This is a genomic window from Paenibacillus sedimenti, from assembly GCF_014534655.1.
GTDB classification, from domain to species: domain Bacteria; phylum Bacillota; class Bacilli; order Paenibacillales; family NBRC-103111; genus Paenibacillus_E; species Paenibacillus_E sedimenti.
In genome coordinates this window covers 303,212-327,172 of sequence record NZ_JACVVD010000006.1, presented here as the reverse complement: position 1 = coordinate 327,172, position 23,961 = coordinate 303,212, and the positions used below count along the sequence as shown (strand labels likewise).

General features: G+C 46.4%; 23 protein-coding genes and 1 pseudogene. 15 read left to right on the top strand and 9 right to left on the bottom strand.

What is annotated here, in order from left to right; translation table 11 throughout:
• The first annotated feature begins 18 nt into the window (after positions 1–18).
• Complete coding sequence (yycI, locus tag ICC18_RS18970) at positions 19–843, top strand: two-component system regulatory protein YycI (RefSeq protein ID WP_188175996.1); 825 nt, start codon at positions 19–21, stop codon at positions 841–843.
• 51 nt (positions 844–894) lie between these two features.
• Positions 895–1,695, top strand: a complete 801-nt coding sequence (locus tag ICC18_RS18965) for an MBL fold metallo-hydrolase (protein WP_188175995.1) — start codon at positions 895–897, stop codon at positions 1,693–1,695.
• Here ICC18_RS18965 and ICC18_RS18960 read toward each other — a convergent pair.
• Positions 1,664–1,873 (bottom strand): hypothetical protein, encoded by a 210-nt coding sequence (locus tag ICC18_RS18960; protein WP_188175994.1) that lies wholly within the window; start codon positions 1,871–1,873, stop codon positions 1,664–1,666. The two genes, ICC18_RS18965 and ICC18_RS18960, sit on opposite strands and share 32 nt — an antisense overlap.
• 142 nt (positions 1,874–2,015) lie before the next feature.
• Between ICC18_RS18960 and ICC18_RS18955 the strand changes: the two genes are divergently transcribed.
• From ICC18_RS18955 to rlmH, 3 genes are all read left to right on the top strand, one after another.
• Positions 2,016–3,242 (top strand): S1C family serine protease, encoded by a 1,227-nt coding sequence (locus ICC18_RS18955; protein WP_188175993.1) that lies wholly within the window; start codon positions 2,016–2,018, stop codon positions 3,240–3,242.
• Positions 3,243–3,403: 161 nt separating this feature from the next.
• Positions 3,404–3,571 (top strand): CxxH/CxxC protein, encoded by a 168-nt coding sequence (locus ICC18_RS18950; protein ID WP_188175992.1) that lies wholly within the window; start codon positions 3,404–3,406, stop codon positions 3,569–3,571.
• 338 nt (positions 3,572–3,909) lie between these two features.
• Positions 3,910–4,389, top strand: coding sequence for a 23S rRNA (pseudouridine(1915)-N(3))-methyltransferase RlmH (gene rlmH, locus ICC18_RS18945; RefSeq protein WP_188175991.1), 480 nt, complete (start codon positions 3,910–3,912; stop codon positions 4,387–4,389).
• Positions 4,390–4,796: 407 nt separating this feature from the next.
• On the opposite strand, the gene ICC18_RS18940 is transcribed toward rlmH, so the two are convergent.
• The 4 genes from ICC18_RS18940 to ICC18_RS18925 all read right to left on the bottom strand — a co-directional run bounded on the left by ICC18_RS18940 (position 4,797) and on the right by ICC18_RS18925 (position 9,651).
• Complete coding sequence (locus tag ICC18_RS18940; protein ID WP_188175990.1) at positions 4,797–6,434, bottom strand: glycosyltransferase family 2 protein; 1,638 nt, start codon at positions 6,432–6,434, stop codon at positions 4,797–4,799.
• A 14-nt stretch (positions 6,435–6,448) separates the two neighbouring features.
• Positions 6,449–7,522: a glycosyltransferase family 2 protein gene (locus tag ICC18_RS18935; protein ID WP_188175989.1), complete on the bottom strand. Its 1,074-nt coding sequence runs from the start codon at positions 7,520–7,522 to the stop codon at positions 6,449–6,451.
• 9 nt (positions 7,523–7,531) lie between these two features.
• Complete coding sequence (locus ICC18_RS18930) at positions 7,532–8,482, bottom strand: glycosyltransferase (protein WP_312029561.1); 951 nt, start codon at positions 8,480–8,482, stop codon at positions 7,532–7,534.
• Positions 8,483–8,598: 116 nt separating this feature from the next.
• Entirely contained in the window at positions 8,599–9,651 is a 1,053-nt protein-coding gene (locus tag ICC18_RS18925) for a YheC/YheD family endospore coat-associated protein (RefSeq protein ID WP_188175987.1), read from the bottom strand.
• A gap of 181 nt (positions 9,652–9,832) precedes the next feature.
• Here ICC18_RS18925 and ICC18_RS34790 point away from each other — a divergent pair, with 181 nt between their 5' ends.
• Together ICC18_RS34790 and ICC18_RS18915 are read left to right on the top strand one after the other, a co-directional pair.
• Positions 9,833–11,023: a hypothetical protein gene (locus ICC18_RS34790; RefSeq protein WP_446673944.1), complete on the top strand. Its 1,191-nt coding sequence runs from the start codon at positions 9,833–9,835 to the stop codon at positions 11,021–11,023.
• Between the two features lie 345 nt (positions 11,024–11,368).
• Positions 11,369–12,142: a MeeY/MeeF family manganese export membrane protein gene (locus tag ICC18_RS18915; protein WP_188175986.1), complete on the top strand. Its 774-nt coding sequence runs from the start codon at positions 11,369–11,371 to the stop codon at positions 12,140–12,142.
• Between the two features lie 235 nt (positions 12,143–12,377).
• On the opposite strand, the gene ICC18_RS18910 is transcribed toward ICC18_RS18915, so the two are convergent.
• Positions 12,378–13,469, bottom strand: a complete 1,092-nt coding sequence (locus ICC18_RS18910) for a GntR family transcriptional regulator (RefSeq protein ID WP_188175985.1) — start codon at positions 13,467–13,469, stop codon at positions 12,378–12,380.
• 369 nt (positions 13,470–13,838) lie between these two features.
• Here ICC18_RS18910 and ICC18_RS18905 point away from each other — a divergent pair, with 369 nt between their 5' ends.
• The 4 genes from ICC18_RS18905 to ICC18_RS18890 all read left to right on the top strand — a co-directional run bounded on the left by ICC18_RS18905 (position 13,839) and on the right by ICC18_RS18890 (position 18,595).
• Positions 13,839–15,455 (top strand): xylulokinase, encoded by a 1,617-nt coding sequence (locus tag ICC18_RS18905; protein ID WP_188175984.1) that lies wholly within the window; start codon positions 13,839–13,841, stop codon positions 15,453–15,455.
• A 2-nt stretch (positions 15,456–15,457) separates the two neighbouring features.
• Positions 15,458–16,153, top strand: coding sequence for an L-ribulose-5-phosphate 4-epimerase (locus ICC18_RS18900; protein WP_188175983.1), 696 nt, complete (start codon positions 15,458–15,460; stop codon positions 16,151–16,153).
• Between the two features lie 42 nt (positions 16,154–16,195).
• Positions 16,196–17,620, top strand: coding sequence for an L-arabinose isomerase (gene araA, locus ICC18_RS18895; protein WP_188175982.1), 1,425 nt, complete (start codon positions 16,196–16,198; stop codon positions 17,618–17,620).
• Between the two features lie 297 nt (positions 17,621–17,917).
• Positions 17,918–18,595: a GNAT family N-acetyltransferase gene (locus tag ICC18_RS18890; protein WP_188175981.1), complete on the top strand. Its 678-nt coding sequence runs from the start codon at positions 17,918–17,920 to the stop codon at positions 18,593–18,595.
• 156 nt (positions 18,596–18,751) lie between these two features.
• On the opposite strand, the gene ICC18_RS18885 is transcribed toward ICC18_RS18890, so the two are convergent.
• The 3 genes from ICC18_RS18885 to ICC18_RS18875 form a co-directional block, all read right to left on the bottom strand.
• Positions 18,752–20,410 (bottom strand): GMC oxidoreductase, encoded by a 1,659-nt coding sequence (locus tag ICC18_RS18885; protein WP_223192685.1) that lies wholly within the window; start codon positions 20,408–20,410, stop codon positions 18,752–18,754.
• A gap of 93 nt (positions 20,411–20,503) precedes the next feature.
• A complete protein-coding gene (locus ICC18_RS18880; protein WP_188175980.1) occupies positions 20,504–21,214 on the bottom strand; it encodes a ThuA domain-containing protein in 711 nt (236 codons plus the stop codon).
• A gap of 56 nt (positions 21,215–21,270) precedes the next feature.
• A complete protein-coding gene (locus ICC18_RS18875) occupies positions 21,271–22,065 on the bottom strand; it encodes an SDR family oxidoreductase (RefSeq protein WP_312029558.1) in 795 nt (264 codons plus the stop codon).
• A 189-nt stretch (positions 22,066–22,254) separates the two neighbouring features.
• Between ICC18_RS18875 and ICC18_RS18870 the strand changes: the two genes are divergently transcribed.
• The 4 genes and pseudogenes from ICC18_RS18870 to ICC18_RS18855 all read left to right on the top strand — a co-directional run bounded on the left by ICC18_RS18870 (position 22,255) and on the right by ICC18_RS18855 (position 23,932).
• Complete coding sequence (locus ICC18_RS18870; protein ID WP_188176063.1) at positions 22,255–22,485, top strand: winged helix-turn-helix transcriptional regulator; 231 nt, start codon at positions 22,255–22,257, stop codon at positions 22,483–22,485.
• 118 nt (positions 22,486–22,603) lie between these two features.
• Positions 22,604–22,903, top strand: coding sequence for a putative quinol monooxygenase (locus ICC18_RS18865; RefSeq protein ID WP_188175979.1), 300 nt, complete (start codon positions 22,604–22,606; stop codon positions 22,901–22,903).
• 24 nt (positions 22,904–22,927) lie between these two features.
• Positions 22,928–23,023, top strand: a pseudogene (locus ICC18_RS18860) (PhnA domain-containing protein); the annotation flags it as partial.
• 141 nt (positions 23,024–23,164) lie between these two features.
• The gene (locus tag ICC18_RS18855; protein WP_188175978.1) at positions 23,165–23,932 is read left to right on the top strand and encodes a GNAT family N-acetyltransferase; all 768 of its coding nucleotides are present in this window, start codon (positions 23,165–23,167) and stop codon (positions 23,930–23,932) included.
• Positions 23,933–23,961 lie beyond the last annotated feature (29 nt).

Below are 23,961 nucleotides of genomic sequence, written 5' to 3'. Positions count from 1 at the left end.
CGAAGGCAGGTGAGGGCCATGAACTGGGGTCGGGCCAAAACGATTTTAATCCTCTCTTTTTTGATGTTAAATATGATTCTCGGCTTCCAGTTATGGTCCGCCAATCGATCCAATCGGACGGAAATTGCCTCTGATACATCTGGAACCGTAGAGGAGCTTAACCGCGTTCTGCGCAGCAAAAACATTCGATTAACGGAAGACTTGCCGACTGATCTGCCGAAGCTGAAGGTTATTACCGTGAAGTTCGATGAGAGCATAAAGCCCAGCGAGGAGAAGACGCTGAAAACGCCGATGACGATGACCATGATTCTAGGTAAAGGCGCTAGCAAAGAAGTGCAGGCACGGTCGGAGATTCCGCATTTTGAGCTGTATCAATTCGACTCGGTTACGAGTAAAAATGGGGTTTATTTATTCAATCAAGTGTTCGGGAAGCTCCCGCTGTTTGATGTCAATTTAAAACTCAATGAGCAAAATGGAGAAATTACCAGTTACCGACAAGCGTATGTTGAAGTAGAATCAGGAGTAGAGCAGACGGAGCAGAAGCTTATTCCCGCTCAGCTGGCTGTACGCAGCTTGGTGGATAATTATTTGAGCGAAGGATCGATTATTACGGAAGTGCGTCTGGGTTACCACGGTCAAAATTATAATTCTCAAACGCAGCCGATGTTCCCGCATTGGCGCGTGACGATCGATAATGGCGATTCGATCGATATTTATTATCTGCAGGCATTCAACGGGGCGGTAGAGCCTCCTCAGAAAGGTTCGGAATTGTCACCGTTTGCTACACCTGCTGCAGATGGAAATAAAGAGGATGCGGCGGATAAAGGCAAGGATAGTAAATAGAGCAGACTGTATTAGGTGACGAACAAGGAATGAGATAGAGGAGCAGGTTACATGGGAGTAAGATTTACGGTGCTGTCGAGCGGTTCGACGGGGAACGCGACGATCGTGGACAACGGAGAGGTCAAGCTGCTTGTGGATGTCGGCTTCAGCGCCAAGAAGATGGAGCAATTGATGAAGGAACGCGAGCTCGAGGCCAGCAGTATCGATGCGATTCTGGTCACGCATGAGCATTCTGATCATATCAAAGGGCTAGGTGCTTTTGCCCGCAAATATGATCTTCCGATTTATGCGAATGAGAAGACGTGGGAAGAGCTGAACCGGCAAATCGGTGAGATTGCTGAAGGCAATAAACGCGTGATGGAGACCGGATCTGCGGAGGGTTTTGGCACGCTGAAGGTTGAATCGTTCGGGATTTCCCATGATGCAGCGGAGCCTGTAGGGTACTGCTTTTATGAAGGGGAACAGAAATTAAGCGTCGTCACGGATTTGGGCTATATGAGCTCCAAGGTGAAGGAGAAGATTACGGATTCCGACGCCATGGTGCTGGAGACGAATCACGATGTGGAAATGCTGCGCATGGGGCATTATCCATGGAGCATCAAACGTCGTATTCTGGGGGATAAGGGTCACTTATCCAACGAAGCCGCAGGGGAAGCGCTCTGTGACGTGATGACCGGTAAGACGAAGTCCGTCTATATGGCGCATCTCAGCCGTGATCATAATTTAATGGATTTGGCCAGGCTGACCGTGAATAATATATTACAAGAACGTGCCCCTGAGGCGAAGCAGCTGCGTCTTATGGATACATATTTTGACCGGCCTACGAAATGGGATGTGCTGGATTCGGAGTGAGCGCAGCGTCCAGTTCCTTGGACTTCTGCTGGAGCTCTTGTGCGGTTATGATGCCTTTATCAATGAGAACCTGGATGAGAGATGAAAGAATGAGGGATTGGTGATAATGGCTTTCCTTGAGATCAGCCAGCTTGCCGATCATATTGATTTCATCGAGATGGGAATGAATACGGTTCATTGTGCATGCTCCTTTGCGAACTCTCTAGTATTTCTTTAAGAGATTTGGTTTACTATTATTGTAGGCAAGTTGTGAGCGAAACATTCCTATTTATTGCAAAAAAAAGAAGCGCGTCACCGTCAGCGAAAGGGGGGGATCCGGAATGAGTTTGTTTGATGATGATTTTTACTCGACCAAAACGTCAAGGGAGCGACAGCAAAAGCAGCCGGTTTGGCGGCTTAGAGGGTCGGCACAATTTACAAGCTTTGCGGATCGAAAACGGAATGTAGTTCTAATCGCTGGTCTAGGCGGTGCGCTGCTGATGTTGATCCTCGTGTGGATCATCGGCTTGGCCACAAATGAAGTAACAGAAACGGCGCTTGCTGTTCCGGCTTCTGCGAAGGTCGAAACGCATCCCATGAATAATGATTCGGTCATCACGGCAACGGAAAAAATTAAGCCAGCTGTCGTCAGCGTGATCTCCTCGAAGAAGGACGATAAGGGCGGTCAAGAAACCGGGCAAGGCATCGGATCGGGCGTCATATTCGGGCGCAACGGCGATAAGGTGCGCATCGTCACGAATAGCCATGTCGTGGAGAATGGGAATCAATTCGAAATCGTTAATTTTCAAGGTGAGCATAGCAAAGCGACCTTGGTCGGACGTGACCGGATTACCGATTTAGCGGTTTTGGAAGCCGATGGAAAAGATGTGAAAGTGATTGCTGATTTCGGGGATTCCGAACAGCTGCGTGCCGGAGAGACGGCGATTGCAGTTGGTAATCCACTGGGGCTTGGTTTCTCACCTACGGTAACGCAGGGAATTATTTCCTCGCCTAAGCGTACAATTCCGGTGGCGCTTTCACGTGATGGCGGCGATTATGACTGGGAGATGGACGTCATCCAGACCGATGCCGCGATCAATCAGGGGAACAGCGGCGGGCCGCTCGTCAACATCGAAGGCAAGGTAATCGGGATTAACTCGATGAAGATTGCCGATACGGGTGTTGAAGGTTTGGGTTTTGCCATACCGATCAACAGTGTGAAGCCGGTCATTGAGAGCCTGATCAAGGATCATAAGGTGAAACGCCCGTTGATGGGGGTTTCCACACAGGAGCTGCAAGCTTTTACCGGGACGGATGTATTAAAGCTCCCTGCAGATGTGAAAACTGGAGTTATCGTCTTCGACGTCTCCGGTCCTGCCAAAGATGCTGGTCTTAAGGCACAAGACGTCATCGTTCAGCTGGACGACCGCAAGATCGACAGCACGATTTCGCTTCGTAAGTATTTGTACAATGAGAAGCAAATCGGCGACAAAGTCAACGTGATTTACTATCGCGGCGGCAAAAAATTGAGCACTTCGGTTACCCTTGCGGAAGCGAGCGATAAATAAACGAGTGAGTGATAACGGCTGATGATCGAATGAGAGATAAATGTGAGTGAATGACAACGTGGATGATCGAATGAGAGACGGACGTGTGTGAATGACAACATGGATGATCGAATGAGAGATAAACGTGACTGAATGACAACGTGGATGAGAGAGGTACTTGCATGTATGTAGTATGTAAAGATCATGTCGAAATCGCGATCGATGAGTTCGTCGATGAATACGAAGAAGCGCCGGACATTGTGGATCTGCAAAAGACTTACTTTGCCAATTGGGAACCACCGACGCATTGCGATCACTGTAAGGAGTCAGCGCGATTTCTAGTTGTATGAGGGAGGCGGAGGCCTCCTTTTTTGTTTTTTGGATGTTGGGATTATCACTTACATGCAGAGCTGCAGCTGCATATACCCATCCAAGGCGGCTGGTCAAGATGTAAAAAGTGCATGTTATTTGCTGGGGTTTGCTGCTTGGAGGCAATCGTCCTGCAAAACATGCAGGTAAATAGAGTGAAATCGCACGATTTGGGGTAGATTCGGGGAAATTACCTGTAGGAAAAACAGGTGGTGGACCGAAAAGAGCGGTTTTCGGTGGAATATCATGCAGGAAATGCAGGTTAGCGAAGCGCGGACTTGGTTCAATGGTCCGCTGTAAAGAAAAGGGGATCAGTGTCATGCATATACAGATACTTACCGTAGGGAAATTGAAAGAACGCTATCTCGTCGACGGGATCGCGGAGTATGTGAAGCGCCTTGGGCCTTATGCCAAGGTGCAGATCGTGGAGGTGCCGGACGAGAAGGCACCGGAGAACATGTCGCCTGCCGAGGAGCGGCAGGTACGGGAACGGGAAGGCGAGCGGCTTCTGGCGAAGCTCGCCCCGGATGCATACGTCGTGGCGCTGGCCATCGACGGCGAGATGTGGACGAGCGAGCAGCTGGCGGGCTCGCTCGATAAGCTGGCCACCTACGGGCGCAGCCAGGTGGCCTTTGTCATCGGCGGCTCGCTCGGACTATCGAGCGAGCTGCTGCGCCGTGCGGATATGCGGCTATCGTTTGGCCGCATGACGCTGCCGCACCAGCTGATGCGGCTGGTGCTGGTGGAGCAGATTTATCGAGCGATGCGGATCAATCGGGGAGAACCATATCATAAGTGAGGCGAAATTTATGACCTTAACCGCTTGCTGGGTACGGAAAGTTGCCCCCGAAGGTAGGATGGGGGTGAGGCCACAGGGGAAGGTTGCTGAGCAGGGTCTCTTGTGTTGGATTGAGTGGCATGGATGGGGTAGCTTGAAGATGAGTATGGCATACTCTAGACCTTTGTGTAAGACAAGATACTGCCTCTATATGTCTGCCATGCACGTTCAGACGGTTCGCTTCGGTTCTCCTTTCGTAGAAAACCTCCGTTAGCCTCTTGTCTTCCCGATTATTCAAGGCCTTTCCGAGCCAATCCAGGCAGTCTACCATCGCTTCACTCAGCTTATGAGCCTGCTGGCTTCACAGCGATTTACTATGAGTAGTGAACATTTTTTTCTTATTGTAAGCGTAATTATGATTGGAACAATTAATGGACTGTAATGTTCCATTTATTACACTGATCTATTCTGCCTGTACTGTTATTTATCAATAGTTGGTCCACAGTATAATTCCCTGGATTCGCGTACGAGCTTATCGGTAGTGTTGATAAGTAGCCAGTGCTCAGCCATTGCGTAGGATTCGAAGATGTCACATACACTTCTCGCGTAATAAGATTTACGACGTGTACATGAACACCTGCTCTATTTTGCTCGATAGGAATAAATACGTTTGCAGCAAAGACGATAACGCTATGCTCCCCCTCTTCAAGTAAAACCTTATCTAATTGAGCAGGTAAATCAATAGTGCCGTTATAAGCAACCGGATTGTTATCAATATAGGCAATTGCCATATCATCCGCATAAGGAATCTGAATCTTAATCAGAGCTTGTGCTGTCAAATGAAATGTATTCCGATAAACGACCAATCCGTTGGGTTCTCCCCATCCTCCATAGGGCGGTTGATTAAGCCACATACAATTCTCCTCTTCATTTTTGGCTGATACAACAGAAGAATTGAAGTTTGTTAATTGAATATCCGGGAGGTTGGACCAATAGTAAAAGGGGGTATGTGTCTTCGTGTCAAATTGCAGTGGCGGTATTTGGAATTGTTGATTTCTTGCCAGATCCATTGTTTCATTTGTAGTAGTGCTTACAACTGGGGTAGCCTCTGCAGCTTCTATAGCATTTTTCAACTTTCGTAAAGTGTTCTTGAACCTGTAATAATCCGACCATGGAGGGCATACAGCCATAATCGTTAATTCAGGGTCTTGAATACCGTGCATGTTATAAATGAGTTTCAGATTCTCTTCGTTCCCGTCTTCCCCTCTATAGCTGATAGGGTGTTCTTGGTGGTAGCCGATTGTCTCATCAATACTGACAAATTGTATTCCAAGACGGTGAAGTCGGTATCCTAATTCCCAATCTTCAAGACCGTACTTTACAAACCCTTCGTAAAATCCCCCTACTAGATCAAAATGCTCCTTACTTATAGAGACACATCGTGTAATAAATAGAAGCCATGGTGCAACATCCGTTCTCTTACATTCAGCCTTGACATCTTGACTCATTCTCCATGCAATGACTTTCTTTAATTTATCCAAGTTGTTGCGAACGTCCTCTTGCGTAATGATCTCTATTATCTTATCGGCTTCTTCATAAGATTCCTCCCACAAATCATTGTAGGATAATATGTTTCGAGCGGCTTTTTTGGTGTCAGTTGAAAAATCAGGATACAAATGTGTATAGACCCCAATCCATGATTCGGGAACTCCGGATACACTTGTATTTTCGTATCGAACGTGATATCGATTGAACGATTCAATAAAATTCGGCAATACCAAAAAATCGGCATCGCAAAAGATGATATACTCGCCTCGCGCATTCTTTACGCCGAAATTCCGTGCTGTAGACCTGCCTTTTCTAGTCCCGGTAGAAGTGTATTTTAATGGAAATGGTGCCTTAAAGTTTTCGACAACCTCTTTCGTAACGTCATTTGAGCCGTCATTCACAACGATGACCTCAAACTGATCTTTAGGGTAAGTTTGATTCTCAAAAGACGTCAAGGTAAGCAATAATTGATGAGAACGGTTATGGGCAGGGATTACAACGCTAAATTTCACATCCATTCACCCACCTCCTTTTACTTTTCCAACAATGGTTCCAACAATGCTTTATTATTAATAATATTCTCATCTGCAGGGCGATACGTTCGCGCAATCTCATTATGAGAATTTGATTTCTCGTAATCACCCAAATGAAAATAACAAATGCATAGTTGTATATGAGGCAGCCAAGTCCAGCAGCTCTCATTGCAAAATCGGTAGCCATCTATAGGTCTCTCTAATTGAATCGCAGAACGATACCAATAGGCGGCTGTCTTAAACTGTCTTTTATTAAGAAAATGAAAGCCTAGCCTGCAACAAAATTCCGCCCGAGGTGAATCGTAGGAGAATGACTTGTAAATCGCCTCTTTCTCCTTTTCCTGATCTCCCAACTGATAATAACAATCAGCCATTTTATCACAAGCCGTAATTTTGTCCTCAACCCACGCTTGATCACAATTCAAAAACATTCCGTAGTATTGAACGGCCTTTTCGTAAAAATGATTGTCTCTAAGCTCATTTGCATAATAGTAAAGATCTCGGGGCGAAAATGTTTCCCCTTTATCCATACGCTTTTCATAAATTGCAAGATTTCTGCCCATAGAAGAATTGATTCTTCTGTGGGTGACAGTAACATCCGAATCCAGCACATTCCCGTAAACATCTAAATACTCATGAACTGCGTCATTCCACTGAAACCGCTTATCTCTCCTAACAAGCCTATTTCGTCGGAAGCTAAGCGAAACGTTGCCGAAATCATCAAAGGCATAGTGGTAAATCATCGATACGGCATCAAAAGATGAGTTGAGCGTTTTCTTCAAACCGTATAGTTTCCCTTGATCCTCCGGCAATAGTACATCATCCGCATCAAGCCATAAAATATAGTCCATGGATGCATGACGGAATGAAAAATTTCGTGCAGCTGAAAAATCTTCGATCCATTGAAAGGGAATTATTCGTGCTGTGTATTCTTTGGCAATTTCTATTGAACGATCTGTAGAACCGGTATCGACAATAATAATTTCATCAGCGATATCTTTTACAGATTCCAAGCAATTTCCTATGCTTTTTTCTTCATTCTTCACTATCATGCACAGGCTAATCGTAATCACAGGATCAAATCACCTCTTTAGTTCAATTACACTTTTATATGTTTCCAGGTACCGAGAGGCCATGAGACTTGCGGAGAAATGTTTTTGGACGTATTCACGCAATTCGCTAGGTGGGGGATAAGAGTCCTTTTCCACCTTCTGAACCATTTCGTCAACAGTGTCACAAATAAGGTTGGGAAAACCTGCGAGAACCTCAGGAACAGAACCGTTGGGTAATGCAATTACCGGAGTGCCGCAAGCCATCGACTCTATCATTACCCGGCCGAAAGGCTCGTCACATAATGTAGGGAATATGACGCATTTTGCATTCTTCAACAAATACTGTCTCTCTTGTCCTCCTACCTCCCCGATGTAACTTAAATCAGGATGATTATTTATTTCCGGTACTACATGCTTACTATAAAAATCTTTATCCCAAATAGGTCCGGCGATAATAAGTTTGTTCTTTGTCTTTACAGCGATCTCCATAGCATGATGAACTCCTTTATGCCAACCTACGATGCCTAAGAAAAGGAGATAATTTTGCTTTTGATCACTAAATTGATAATCTTGCGGGTTTACCCCGTTATATACGTATGTCCCTTTATTTTCGCCATATTGTTCAAGTGCCCTTACGCTTAAATAAATCGGATGTTCTACTCCGTTATTTATTGGAATCCGAATCGAACAAACAGTCGGAACGGACAGTTTCAATTTGCCAACGACCGAGTGATGTGTGTGGTCATGAATGACATCAATGTCTTCACGCAGTGTTTGAATTACGAAGTTTGCTATCTCAGTATCATTAAAGCCGTCGTGTTCATAAGGGATAATTGTTGCGCTGCTTCGGCTTCCCTTAAGCGCATATAGATACACTTCGTGTCCAAGCTTGACAAGCTCTTCTGTTAAGTCGAAAATGCTTCGTTCTATGCCGCCATATTGCTTAGGTGGAACTGGATAAAAAGCGGGAGCAATTTGCACGATTTTCAATGCGTTCTATCCTCCTTATAAAAAATCGGATGTTTGCTTGCTTATTCATTGTATTAAAGTAGGCTTGTAACTGCTTGCAAATAACAAAAAAGCAGGCATTCGCCTGCTCAAATAGAAGTTGTTGATTGTGCCGCTAGATAAGATGCATATTCCAATGGCCGTCGATACATCGCACTTCGATCTCCAATACCTGCGACATCGTTATATATTTTTTTTTGAGGTTTCCCGTTCATCTCAATAATCCACAAGGCCCCATTAATGTCTAATCCGTAATCAACGCTTACCTCTGCCATCAAACCGATTCCTTTCTCTAATTCTGCAGCTGCCTGGATACTTACATCCTGGATTGTTTTCATAATTTTTATAGATTCATCAGGAGGAAATAATGAGTGCATGATGACTTCAGTGATATGAACCTCTTCGTAGACGCTCGTGTTGTAATATTGTTTGTATGCCAATCGGCTGACAATACTTGTGATGTCCCAGTCCCCCTGCTCATTCTTTTGGACAAGTGCTCTTAGATCAAAGTATTTGTCATTGAATAGTGTCATTGAGATGCCGCTTTGAACAATGTACTGTTTTCCTTTCAACAACCTCTCCACTTTCCCTGCAAGCTGTTTGTCATCTAGTCGCCATATATACCTCGGTGGTAAGCTGTCTTCTGAAATCCTCAAATTTTCATTTAATAACTCAAGACGGAATACCCCGTTTCCATGATGTCCTAGGCATGGTTTGAGATAGACAAGCTTGTGTTTATCAAAAGTCTTTTGTAATTGTTCTCTCTTATATATACACGTATGAGGAAGAAACCTCCTTAGATGTGTACTCTCCAGAATTCTGTATACTTCCCACTTATTTAACCGGTTCAAATAATTGAACGTTTTGTTCTTGCCAATGATTCTTTCCATACGTTCTATTGTTTTTCGTTGATTTAGATAACAACAGTTGTATACGGCTTGAGGAAAAGAAATAACTCTTTCTTTGATGACACCTTTATCCATACATAGAGCAAGTATTTTTTTCTTTTTCCAATTAATATCCTCTGGAATGAAACAAGCAAGACTGATGTCGAGATTATTGTACTTATTATATGTTCTCAAAACCGCTTTTCTCTGTCTTTTTCGAGGAACCATAATGCCTACGGTAGTGCCGATTTTCATATTGATCACCTTATCAATGGGAGTTCAACACATATTGTATATGCATATGTACAATCCCTAGGTGAAGTGTGGGTTAACATCTACCAAAATTTTTTTCAATAGCAGCTAGGTAAAAATCCAGACAAGTTGTTCGATACATCAATATACTAATTGCAGAAGTTTGGAGAGGGGCTGAAAATGAATGGGACAAAAACCTGGTCCTCCGGGACCTCCCGGGCCACAGGGACCTCAGGGGCCAATAGGACCAACTGGTATGAAGGGGATGACGGGGGCGACTGGCGCTACTGGGCTGATTGGACCAACAGGACTGACGGGCGCTTCAGGGCTTACTGGACCAACAGGGCCGACGGGACTGACGGGACTGACGGGGCCAACCGGACCGACGGGGCCGACGGGACTGACGGGGCCAACGGGGCCGACCGGACTGACGGGGCCAACCGGACCAACGGGACCAACAGGGCCAATGGGACCAACAGGGCCAACGGGACCAACAGGGCCAACGGGACCAACAGGGCCAACGGGACCAACGGGGCCGACGGGACCAACAGGGCCAACGGGACCAACGGGGCCGACGGGACCAACAGGGCCAACGGGACCAACAGGGCCAACGGGACCAACGGGGCCGACGGGACCAACAGGGCCAACGGGACCAACGGGGCCGACGGGGCCGACGGGACCAACAGGGCCAACGGGACCAACGGGTCCGACGGGACCAACAGGGCCAACAGGGCCAACGGGACCAACGGGGCCGACGGGACCAACAGGGCCAACAGGGCCAACGGGGCCGAGGGGTCTGGGAGAAGTTGACCTAGTGTTTACGGTTCAAGATCTTTACAAAAACGGAAGCTTTGATCCGGATGCAGCATTCAGCCAAGATTTGTACAATAATGCGCCTGCTCCGACTACTGCTGAGGGAGGAAGAATTGCATATTGGACTTTGCCGCCTTCTTCTACAAGTGAAGTAGTAAACCTTGAATTTCAAATTCCAAATTCCTATATAACTGGCACACCGATCACCGTAGATGTTCACCTTTTGGTACAAAGAAATCAAGCGGCGCCATTATCCGGAAGTGTGCAACTAAGACTTCGGGCTGACTTCCGATCCAACGGTGATCAATGGGGGCAAGGTACCGGCAACGTCAATTATGAAGTAAACAATCTTCTATCAAGTGTAGTTGTTACTGAGCCTACTGGAACAGCCGGCGGATTGAGCGTAAGGCATCATCTCTTAACGTTTACTATCAACACTGCACCCGGTGTAGTAAACCCAAGAGACTGGGCATTCTTTACGTTCAACAGAGTCTCGGTTGCGGGTGGTTATCCAAACTTCGTCGGCCTCACCTCTGTTTCCGTTCGTTATTTGATTCCATAAAATAAATCTGTAATTGCTCCTTGGTATTAACCAGGGAGCAATCGCTTTTTTTTGTGAATCTTGGGAAGTACTCATCTTTTTGTTTAATAAAAATCACCCAACCATTATTACGAAAGAGTGGTCGTTCATGAACATTCTTGATAAGGACAACCTTGTTCCGGATGCACTTATTCTGCCACCAAAAAAATTCGCCTCATTTGTGATACGCTGAACCATACCACAAGTAACGGCAAGTTTTTTATCGAAGTCGCGTGCAGGTTGAACCCATTCGGCGACTTTTTACGTATATCATTACTGACAAGTAAACATTATCTACATACATGGTTGCAGAAGGGAGAATTCTAATTGGAATCATTGTGGTTGGAGTATGCGTGGGCTTTGCTAATTCTTATCGGATTGGAAGGATTGCTGTCTGCTGACAATGCGCTCGTGTTGGCGGTGATCGCGAAGCATTTGCCGGATGACCAGAAGAAAAAGGCGATTAATTACGGAATCATAATGGCGTTTGCTTTTCGTTTTGCCGCTCTTTTTGCGATATCCTTTATCGCAAACGTGTGGCAGGTGCAGGCGATCGGCGCAGCCTATCTTCTGTACCTAGGCTTGAAGCACATCATCAAGGCGCGATTCGGGAAGAAAAACGAGGATATTCACAAGGAGGACGAGAAAGAAGCCGCAGGGAAGGGCTTTTGGCCGACCGTAGGAAAGATCGCCCTGGCCGATCTCGCCTTTGCGATCGATTCCATACTCGCCGCGGTCGCGCTCGCACTCGGATTGCCGGATTCGCCGCTCGACGAGTTCGGCGGGATGGACGGAGGCCAATTTATCGTCGTGGTGCTTGGCGGGATCGCGGGGTTGGTCTTGATCAAATATGCAGCTACTTGGTTTGTAAAGCTTCTTAGCCAACGCCCGGCACTTGAGACAACGGCTTATGTAATTGTTGCCTGGGTTGGGGTCAAGCTTGCTGTAATTACGCTTGCCCATGAGGATATTGGGGTTCTGGATCATCATTTTCCCCACAGCACGGGCTGGACTTCCGTCTTCTATATTGTTTTAGTGGCGATAGCCCTACTTGGGTGGTTTGCACCCAGCAACAAACCTTCTAGGGCAGGTAATGCCTAATGGAGGATTCGTGCTGAGTCGTTGGGTTGAAAAGGTACTCCTTAGGAGTACCTTTTGTATAAGTACGGAGGGCTTTATTTCGACAGACTGAAAACTTGCCGTTAGCGAAATTTTTCAATAAAGCCTTACAGAATAAGCTTTCCGCCAGCAGAAAAATGATCTTCTCTAAAAACGAGAAGATCATTTTTTCTATTCCAATCATAAAAAAGATATCGATGCACTTTATGAGCCATGACTATTCCACTTCGATCGCTTTTACGGTTTCGCCCTCAATTAATACGGGCTGGTAGTAGGTGTTGGTGGGCAAGTCTTTTTTGCCTTGTAAATTCTTAATGACCCAGTCAGCTGCGTCGCGTCCCATTTGTTCTTGGGGATGGGTCAGCGTCGTTAGTTTGATATTCGCGTTTTTGGCGATATATGAATTGTCCTGGCCAATGATGGATAGCTCGTCTGGAATGGAGATACCCAGTTTTCTGCAGACATGTACGACTTCTAAGCCTACCTCGTCGTTGTAACACACAAGCGCAGTCAAGTCATCCCGATTGTCATTCAGATACACTTCCAAGTTAGCGGACAGGTCCGACTTCGTCGCCGTATCGAAAGAAAGCACATGCTCTTGCTGGAACCGTAATTTGGCTTCCCCAAGAGCCTTGATAAATCCCTTCATTCTATACTTCCCTTGCAAATCATCCATTTTCGCGATGATGCCGATCTGGGTATGTCCTTTAGCAATCAGCTCCCGAGTTGCTAGATAGCTGGACTGCACGTCATCCAGACAGAAGAAAGGAACCTCCAACTCTTCATAATAGGCATTGATCATCGTGAACGGAACCTCCTGCTCCTTAAAAGACAGGTAGTAAGCGATATTGGGGTTGTATACATTGCTTCTGGTAGGTTCTATAATCAGTCCATCCACACCGTAGGACAGCATCATTTCTAACGCCTTTTTTTCCTGGGAGATATCGTTATTTGTACTGGCTAACAGCAAGGAATAGTTATCTTCATTTAATCGGCTTTCAATGCCGCGGATAATGGAGGGAAAGATGTAATCCGAGATATAGGTCGTGATGACGCCAATCGTTTTATTCATGGCTTTCCCACCCGTTCTGGACCGGTATTGGGTGCTGACGTACGTGCCGGATCCTTTCTCGCTTCTTAGGAAACCCTCGTTCGATAACTCCAGAATAGCCTTTCTAACCGTCTGCCGGCTAACGTTGTAGTCCTCCTGCAAAGCGAATTCCGAAGGGATTTTCTCGCCTGCTTTGTACGTCCCCGAGAGGATATAACTTTTGATATCATCTATGATGATCTGGTACTTTGGCTTCATGAAATCCACTTCTTTCATCGTTGTTCAATAAGTTGTACGTACATATTCTAACATAAATTGCATGGAATGCAAATGAAGTCATATTTATTTATGATTTCAATGGTACAAGTTCTATACTTATCCTCAGGAAGACACTATGGTGAGACGAATAGGGGTGGAATTGCAGCTTATGTTAGTATAACTATTAGACTATATTGACAAATGTACGTACAGAAAATATACTAAGGCTATCAGTAAGAGAAAGCGCCTTCTTTCGATCGAAATCGTCCGTTTGTCTCATCGAGTGACCGGTTCGATCGGAATCAGGCTATTATACGATTCGCAATCGTTTGGGTTTAAGCCACGAACAGAGAGAGGAGATACGTGATTATGAGTCATGTAGACTTGAAAGAAGCGATAACCAAGGGTGAAACTTCGCTAGGTATCGAATTCGGATCTACGCGGATCAAAGCGGTGTTGATCGATGGTCGTTTCGAGACCATCGCATCGGGAAGTTATGAGTGGGAAAATCTGTTGAAAGACGGATATTGGACGTACAACCAGGAGGATATTATTAAAGGCCTCCAAACCGCTTATCGTGAAATGAAGCAGGAAGTGGAACGGAATTACGGGGTCACCCTCCGGACCGTGGGTTCGATTGGGTTTTCCGCTATGATGCACGGTTATATGGCATTCGACAGCACGGGTGAGCTGCTGGTGCCGTTTCGGACTTGGCGCAACGCAACAACTGGCGCGGCAGCTAGGGAATTAACGGACTTGTTCCAATTTAATATCCCCGAGCGCTGGAGTATCGCTCATTTGTACCAAGCGATATTAAATCAAGAGGAACATGTGCCTCGCATTGATTTCGTAACGACGCTGGCTGGATATATTCACTGGCTGTTGACCGGCAATAAAGCGATCGGCATCGGAGATGCTTCCGGTATCTTCCCTATTGATGAAGCAAGCCGTAATTACCATCCATCGATGGTTAAGCAATTCGATGAACTTATCGCAGCCAAAGGCTATCCGTGGAAGCTTGAGGATCTTCTTCCTAAAGTATGTCTCTCCGGCGAGCAAGCTGGTGAACTTACGGAGACGGGAGCCGGCATTCTGGACCTGGCCGGGGATCTGCAGCCTGGTATTCTGCTATGTCCTCCAGAGGGCGATGCCGGCACAGGCATGGTTGCGACGAATAGCGTCAGAAAGCGTACGGGTAACATTTCCGTAGGCACTTCCGTTTTTGCGATGATTGTATTGGAGAAAGAATTATCCAAGGTTTATCCGGAGATCGATATGGTCACGACGCCGAACGGCAGTCCGGTTGGCATGGTGCATGCCAACAACTGCTCCAGCGATCTCAACGCCTGGATGGGATTGTTCCGTGAATTCTCCGAAGCCATGGGATACGGCGTAGATTCCGGCAAATTGTTCAGCGTGCTGTTGAATAAGGCATTGGAAGCCGACCCGGATGGCGGAGGTTTGCTTAGCTACGGTTATCTCTCGGGCGAGAATATTACGGGAATCGACAAAGGTCGGCCGTTGTTCGTTCGCTCGCCGGAAAGCAACTTTAATCTGGCTAATTTTATGCGAACGCACTTATTCACTGCTTTCGGAGCATTGAAGCTCGGATTGGACATTTTGACCGAAAACGAACAAGTGGCCATTGACAGCATTTTAGCACATGGCGGCTTATTCAAGACTCCTGTCGTCGGACAAAAAATCTTAGCGGGCGCGCTGAACGTACCGATCTCGGTCATGTCCACGGCTGGCGAAGGCGGGGCATGGGGCATGGCGCTTCTGGCTTCTTATATGATCAACAAGGATCAAGAAGAGAGCCTGGATAACTTCCTCGAGCAGAAGGTCTTTAAAGATGTCGAAGGACAGGAGATTGCTCCGGATGCAACGGATGTAAAAGGGTTCCAAGCATTCATCAAACGATACCAAGCAGGGTTAGCCATCGAACAGGCCGCAGTAGACCATCTGCTAGAGAACAGGAGGGACTAACGTTGTTAGAACAACTGAAAGAAGAGGTATATCAAGCGAATCTGGATTTGCCGAAGCACGGACTCGTAAAATTTACTTGGGGCAATGCGAGCGCCATCGATCGGGAAAGCGGCCTGTTCGTGATCAAACCGAGCGGAGTCAGCTATGAAAAGATGAAACCAAGCGACATGGTAGTTGTGGATCTTGACGGTAAGGTGGTCGAGGGAGAGTTGAGACCTTCCTCCGATACCGCGACTCACGCCGTGTTGTACAAACATTATCCGCAAATCGGCGGCATTGTGCATACCCACTCGACCTGGGCAACTATCTGGGCGCAAGCGGGACTGGACGTACCCGTCATGGGAACGACGCATGCGGATACCTTCTATGGCGCCGTGCCTTGCGCCCGTTTCTTGAACCAAGAGGAGGTTGACCGGGGATACGAAGCGGAGACGGGTCAAGTTATTATCGAAACGTTCGAGAAGCGCGGATTGGATGTCATGGCGATCCCGGCCGTCCTGCTCCAGGGACATGCGCCTTTCACTTGGGGGAAAGACGTGAAGTCGGCGGTCGTGAACAGCGTCGTGCTGGAGGAAGTGTGCAAAATGAATCTGTACGCGCGGCAATTGAACAATTTTGCCAAAGAACTCCCGCAAGGCATTCTGGATAAGCACTATCTTCGGAAGCACGGGAAAGATGCCTACTACGGGCAGAAGTAATAGCCTTAGCCAATATAAAATACAGAAAAGAGGATGATTAAGATGTCAACAACAGCAGCTAAACAGTTTTGGTTCGTCGTAGGTTCGCAACATCTGTATGGGGAAGAAGCGCTGGCGGAAGTGAAAGCTCACGCGCAGACGATGACTGATGCCTTAAATAATAGCGGTGTGCTCCCTTATCCGCTTGTCTTGCAGGACCTGGCTGTCAGCGCCGATAAAATTACAAGCATCATGAAAGAGGTCAACTATCGCGACGAAGTGGCGGGTGTCATCACATGGATGCATACGTTCTCGCCTGCCAAAATGTGGATTCGCGGTACGAAATTACTGCAGAAGCCTCTGCTTCACTTGGCAACCCAGTTCAATGAAAGCATTCCTTGGGCAACGATTGACATGGACTTCATGAACCTGAACCAAGCCGCTCACGGCGATCGCGAATACGGCTTCATCAATGCCCGTCTGAAGAAACAAAATAAAATCGTCGTAGGCTACTGGGAACGTCCGGAAGTGCAGCAGCAGATTGCGGATTGGATGGATGTAGCGGTTGCCTATAATGAAAGCTTCAATATCAAAGTCGCTCGTTTCGGCGACAACATGCGCAATGTTGGCGTAACGGAAGGGGACAAGGTCGAGGCCCAAATTCAATTCGGATGGACCGTGGACTACTTCGGCATCGGCGACCTCGTGCAATACGTGAATGCTGTTAAAGAGCAGGAAGTCGATGATCTGATGGCCCAGTATGCGGAGCTCTACGAATTCGATTACGGCACGAACAGCAAAGAAGCCTGGGAAGCAAGCGTAAGAGTCCAAGCAAGCTATGAAATCGCCCTCAAACGTTTCTTCGACGAGAAAGGTTATAATGCCTTCACGACGAACTTCGAAGATTTGCATGGAATGAAACAGCTTCCCGGTCTTGCCGTCCAACGTCTAATGGCGCAGGGCTACGGCTTTGCCGGTGAGGGCGACTGGAAGACGGCAGCGCTCGATCGCTTGCTGAAAGTGATGAGCCGCAATCAAAACACGGGCTTCATGGAGGATTACACCTACGAGATGGCAGCCGGTCAGGAAGCCATCCTACAATCCCATATGCTAGAGGTAGATCCGTCCTTGGCAAGCAACAGGCCGAAAATCATTGTTTCCCCGCTCGGAATCGGCGATCGTGAAGATCCAGCGCGCCTCGTATTCGACGGCAAAGCTGGCGAAGGCGTCGTCGTATCCATGGCGGACTTCGGCACTCATTATAAATTACTGATCAACGAGGTTTCCGCATTCGAGCCGACGGTTCCGGCTCCTAACCTTCCTGTCGCTCGCGTCCTGTGGACGGTGAAGCCGAACTTCCAGGATGGCGTGAAAGCTTGGATCGAGAATGGCGGCGGCCATCATACCGTCGTTTCCTTGAACCTGACGACAGACCAAATCGTAACTTACGCCAAGCTGGTTAACTTGGAATACGTCGTTATTAAGTAGTCTATAATTAAGGCGAAAAGAAGGCGGACCCGAGACAATCGAGGAGTTCAGAACTGATGGCGGATCCCGTAATGGAATACCGGACTAGCTGGAACCGTCGCCGCTTCCTTGAGCCCAATGTACAAAAACCGTTTCTTTCGTAAATGGCTGATCGCACGCCAATTTACTAAGAAACGGTTTCTTTGTTTTTACTGTAAGCGGGGGCGGTGCTACGCCCTATGGAGAGGGCGAGTGATTTTTGATGATTATTAAATACTGGGAAAGGGTGAATGACTCACAAAAGAGGAGGTAATGTTTTTGTACAACCATTTAGAATTAATGAAAATTCAAGCAGAAGTTCTATATGTTCATGATCATGCTGGACGTATCATAACAATTAATGAGCATGTGAACCAGCCAGCACCTCGATTTTTTTGGGGGCAAACCAATACTGGCCGCGTTATAAGATTCCGAAGCGATGTTCCAAATAAGGTAGTCCGTGACATATTGCAAATAATGGATAGGGACGAACCGACTGAGCAGCTGGCCAATGTGATTAACGTGTTAGAAAAGGATAAAGGAATTAGCGGCTTTTGGATTGGCCCTGCTTATGCATTTAATGAAATCGTAACGGATTACACGGACGCTACCTTGGTCACTGAGGACAATAAATTTTTCTTGGAACACGGATTTTCCTCTCTATTATCGGAACTAAAGTTTCGAGAACCATGTTATATGGTGACGGAAAACAACATAGCGGTATCTGTCTGCTTTAGCGCAAGAAATAGCGATAAAGCTGCAGAGGCCGGGGTGGAGACATTGGAGGACTATCGAGGAAAAGCATATGCCATTCGTGTAGCATCTTCCTGGGCCCAAGCTATACGCCAGTCTCAAAGAATTCCTTTATATAGTACATCATGGGATAATTACTCTTCGCAGTCCGTTGCAAAACGCCTTCGGTTGCACCTTTATGGAACGGATATTTCTATATATTAAGATCTGCAAAAGTGTATTTTACAGAAAGGCCATCCCGCAAAGGATGGCCTTAAACTTGCCGTTTTCAGATAGCGCGGAGAACCGGTAAGGCGAAATATTAGCCTTTACACGGTTGCTGGCCGCAGCTGTTATCTGGTCATGCAATGCGAGCATGTTTCAAAGTTTCGTCATAATGTAATCTGCAGTACGTATGGCAAGCGCTATTGTCGATAAAGTCGGATTAGAGGCACCCATGGGAGGGAGCATGCTATTATCGGCCACGAATAAACCGGTCACGCCAAACACCTCGCCATAGGGGTTCGTCGCTCCATCGTAGCTGTCAAGACTCATCCGGCAAGTTCCTGAAACGTGATTATCTTGTCCCGCAGGCATCAGACAAAGATCATACTGGCCGTTCCTAGTAATCAAAGGCGCTTTAATGACTTCAGAAACTTGTTTGATCCCCTGCGCAACCCGATCAATAATTTCTTTATCCTTTTCACTATAGGAGAAATCGATTTGTATTTTCGGCACCCCGTATTCATCCCGGATATTCGGATTCAAATACACTTGATTCTCAAACCGCGATTCCACGATCCCAAAACCCTCAAAACGAACCTCCAATTCCTTTCGCAAAGGCGGTTCTTCATAACTGTACCAAAAGTCGACCCCAGGTCCGTAGAGTTGAATTTGAAAGGGCTGCTCGTTCGTTTGAGGGATTAAAATGCCTAGCGTCCCTAAAAGCTCGGAAAAATCCGCTCTGTCCAGGACTCCATGCGCCATAAGAAAAGAATGATTGGTAAGATAATGACCGATTGCTCTTCCTTGAATTCCTGAATGAAGAAGAATTTGCGGAGTATCAAGAGCCCCTGCCGAAAAGACCACGTTCCTGGATTTGAGAAAAAATGATTTCTTGTCAGGGTTCATCACTTCTACGCCGACAGCTTTCCCATTTTCGTGGAGTACCTTCACTGCTCGGGCATTCACAGCCAAATCAAAAGACCTGCGGTTTAATGAATACGCAAATAAATCCATGGCGCTGAAAAATACATTGGAATGGATTCGTCCATATTTTGTCTGTGCGAGATCAACCGCTAGCGGAAAACCCGCTGCTTCAATAAAACCGCCTCTCCTAAGCCGGTTCACGAGGACTTCCGTGATTGAAGAACCCTTGGTGTAATCCCGACTAACATTCATCACCTCTTCGGCAATATTGTAGTAATAATTCATCTCTTTCAATGAAAGCGGCCACTTGCTCAGCACAGAAGGGTGCATGCGAGGAGAGACGCCAGACCAAAACAACGTTCTCCCCCCAAGCGCATAAAGAAGCGTTGCCGCCGGAAAGTCCGGGATTCCCTTGCCAATCGGTATCGAAATTTTAGGGTTTGTAAATAATTGTACGTAACGCTCCACATTTATCGTAGGGAGATTCTGTGCATGCATGGGCAATAAAAGATCGCCCGCTTCAATGATGCCGATCCGTTTGCCGCTCGCCACCAATTGTTCGCATAGCCTCCAAAGAACCGCACTGCCTCCCGCCCCGGTACCGATGATGAGTACGTCATAATCGGTTTTCTCCATCTCCTCTATGGGGGTAAGCGGGATCCATTGATCCAGATATCCTGTCGGAGGGGTAGGCGGACAAGTGGGAGGAATATATAGTCGGCTCATGCCAGCCGCGTTTAACGAGGGGAGCCTCACCGGTTTGCCGCCAATGTTCTGATCAGGATCCTCGATGTTCGGGTTCAGCGCCAATAGCTCTGTGACTGGAATCTTCTGATGTTGATTCGCGATTTTCCGCAGGGTATACCCGTCATTCGCAATGAATATTCTCATTCGATCACTTCCTTTCGAGCTGCTTCTGTACCTTACGGCCGCTACAGAGTATCCAGCTTTTTTTGTTTGCCAAATCTTGTCGGATCGGATCATTCATCGGGCAGCCCAAACCATTCCCCGTTTCATCATTGTCAGAACTTCTGGCATGGTGACAACGTCCAAAGAGTGTCCTAAAGAACAATAAAAAACCCGGCCTCTTCCGTATTTTTTTGTCCATACGACGGGCATGACCACTTCTCTCCAAACTTCCGGGGGATGCACTTTGAATAAAGTGGTTGCAAGCACTTCGTTGGCCGGGTCGACAAGCATGTAGTATTGCTCGGAAGTAACGGTAAAATCACGAATTCCTGCCATTATTGGGTGATCCCGATTGCAAATGTGGACCTGGTAGGTTACTCCCGCTTCTCCGGGATGAGCGACAAATTGTCCCCCTACCATGAGCTGGTATTCGATTTCGCAGCGAAACGCGTCTCCCATACCGCCATGCATCCCGGCCACACCGGTTCCGTTGTTGACAGCGTCAAGGAAGGAACGCAATTGTTCTTGCGTGATCGTTCCCAGCGTCCAATCGGGAACGATCAAATCCGTCCGCATTAATTTCTCCCGGTCAAGCAAAATGTCCAATGTATCCGAAATTTCCACCTCAAAGTTTTCCTGACGCAGTAATTCCGCCAGAATCGCTGCAATTTCTTTTGGTTTATGCGGCTGATATCCTCCTTGTATGATTAACGCCTTTTTGTGCTTGCGATAACCATTTCGGGTTGGTTGCGAGTTTATATTAATTATTAAAGAATGATTTTTCATTAGGATTCTTCCTCCGTTGCGCCAAAACAAATTGTGGCGCTCTCATCGATAGAGTTTTATTGACTGAAGTACTCACCGCCGTTTACATGTATAACTTGCCCGACCACATAGGAGGAGTCATCAGAAGCTAAGTATACGTAAGCCGGTGCAAGCTCCGTAGGCTCGCCTCCCCGTTTAATGGGATTATTATAACCGGCAGACATATAATAATCTGGCGGCAATGATGCCGGAACAAGGGGAGTCCACGTTGCTCCGGGGGCAACAGCATTAACACGGATTTCACGATCAATGAGTGATAATGCCAAGGAACGGGTAAACGTGCTGATAGCACCTTTGGTTGCCGAATAATCAATTAATTCTTTAAAGCCTCTTGTTGAAGTAGCGGAACTGGTATTGATGATCGCACTTCCTGGTTTAAAGTAGGGGAGAACCGCTTTGGTGAGATAAAACATGGCAAAAATATTGGTTCGAAACGTAAGTTCAAGTTGTTCTCGCGTAATGTGTTCGATGCTGGATTGATAAAATTGCACGGCTGCATTATTGACCAAAATATCGATTCGCCCGAATGTGCTTACTGTTTGATCCACGATCTGCCTGCAAAATTCTTCATCACCGATATCCCCGGCGATCGTCAAGCACCGTTGCCCCAGCTCCTGCACTCTATTCCGCGTCTCCTCGGCATCGCCATGTTCATTGTAATAAACAATGACGATGTCTGCTCCTTCCTTGGCATAAGCATACGATACCGCTCTCCCTATTCCGCTGTCTCCACCAGTGATAATCGCCACTTTGTCGATTAACTTTCCGGATCCGAGATATGTAGGCTTTTCGGAAATGGGTCTTGGAATCATGATGGATTCAATTCCGGGCTGCTAAGGCTGATATTGTGGCGGGTGGAAAATAGGTACTTCTTGGCATTTGGAGTAGCTTCCATATTTAGATTTCATCATATACAATCCCCTTTTGGTTAAACTCAATTATTGTATTTGGAAGTTGGATACCATCAATATATGCCCATTTTCAATTTGTGGTGATAGCCACTGATACCGCATATTACACAGCGAATATTGACCCTTCAATTGAAGGAGTTGGAGCGGGATGGTTTGATTGAAAGGACCGTGTATGACGAACGACTTAGAAGAGTCGAATATTCTCTTACCGAGTATGGCAAGGGCGTTGAGCCGATTCTTGTGTTCTTGTGCGAATGGGGCAAACGGCGAATGAAAGAATTCGACTTGCAAGTGAGGTCGTTGGAGGCTTCTGACGGATAGTCGGCAGCCAAGGTGAAGTTTAACGAACAATAATGTGCCATATTGTTGGCCATGGTTAGGAACTGTATAATTTTGGAGAATCGAAAGGTTTGAAAGATATTATGAAGGAGGATATCCCATGGTCGTGGAAATCATTCGGTATGACATCGCATCAGAATCAGTAGAGCATTTTATCCAAGCGTATAAAGAGGCCGGGACGTATTTAAAACGCTCTACGCATTGTTTGTCTTACGAAGTCGTACAAGGCATCGAGGAACCTGGTCATTTTATCGTCAGAATAGAGTGGGATTCGGTAGAGGGGCATATGAAAGGGTTTAGAGCGGGACCTGAGTTTCAGCCTTTCTTCGCCTTGGTTAAACCCTTCTTTAATGCGATCTTAGAGATGAAGCATTATAGCGTTATTGAAAACTCCAGATGAACAAGACCCGAATAAGTTTTATAAAATATTCGTTTGATCGATGGAGATCATGATATTGACTGCAAAATTGATGGATTTGGAGCTATGAAATTAAAATCGGAGTTTGTAAAAAAGATATAATTGCGGTTTTAATATACCGAATGAGTTTGCAACACGCTTGCCATCGTAGATCCAAAATAACTATAGCCATACTCTCCATTGATCATGATATCCGGTTTGCGCTATGTTGAATGTGAATATCGTGAGAGGGTGGTCCGGTTGATGATCAAAGAATGTCTTATTCATGAAGTGCAGCATCACATTCAAGCATATATCCGTACGTTATCTTCGCCTTTTGATTCTTTTTTGGAAGAGCATATTCGCTCATCTACGTTTTATATGGTTCTTGATGAGCAGGAAGAAGTCGGTTATTATGCGATTCACAATAATCGGCTGCTGACTCAATTTTTCATCCGTCCATCCTATCAAAAGCATGCTCAAGAGCTTTTTGATCGGGTAATTGCCGATCATGAAGTGAAAGCTCTTTTCGTTCCGACTTGTGATGAACTGTTCATAAGCTTAGCTTTAGATAAAGACTTTACCATTACCAAGCAGGCGTACTTTTTTCAAGACAGTCGGGTTCATATACCGGAGGATGACGCATGTAAAGAAGATCGTTTTAGCCCTGCCGGCTTGGAGGATCTCTTGCACATACAGCAAATATGCGGGGATTTTCTTGATCAGTATGAAAGAAGGATTGAGAACGGAGAACTCTTCACCTATTATCGAGGGTCCGTCTTACTTGGAATCGGAGTCTTTGAAAAAAGCAGCATGCTTGAGGGAGTGGCGAGTATAGGCATGTTTACGAATGAAGTCCATAGAAGGCAAGGCATTGGGCGAAATATCATTCTTAAATTAAAAACGTGGTGTTACGACCACGCGTTAACACCGATCAGCGGATGCTGGTATTACAACGAGTCATCCAAACGGACTTTAGAAAGTGCGGGCATGGTTACGAGGACCCGATTATTAAATATCAAGGTAAACTAGTAAAACATACCTATCGGAGGTTAGAAGTT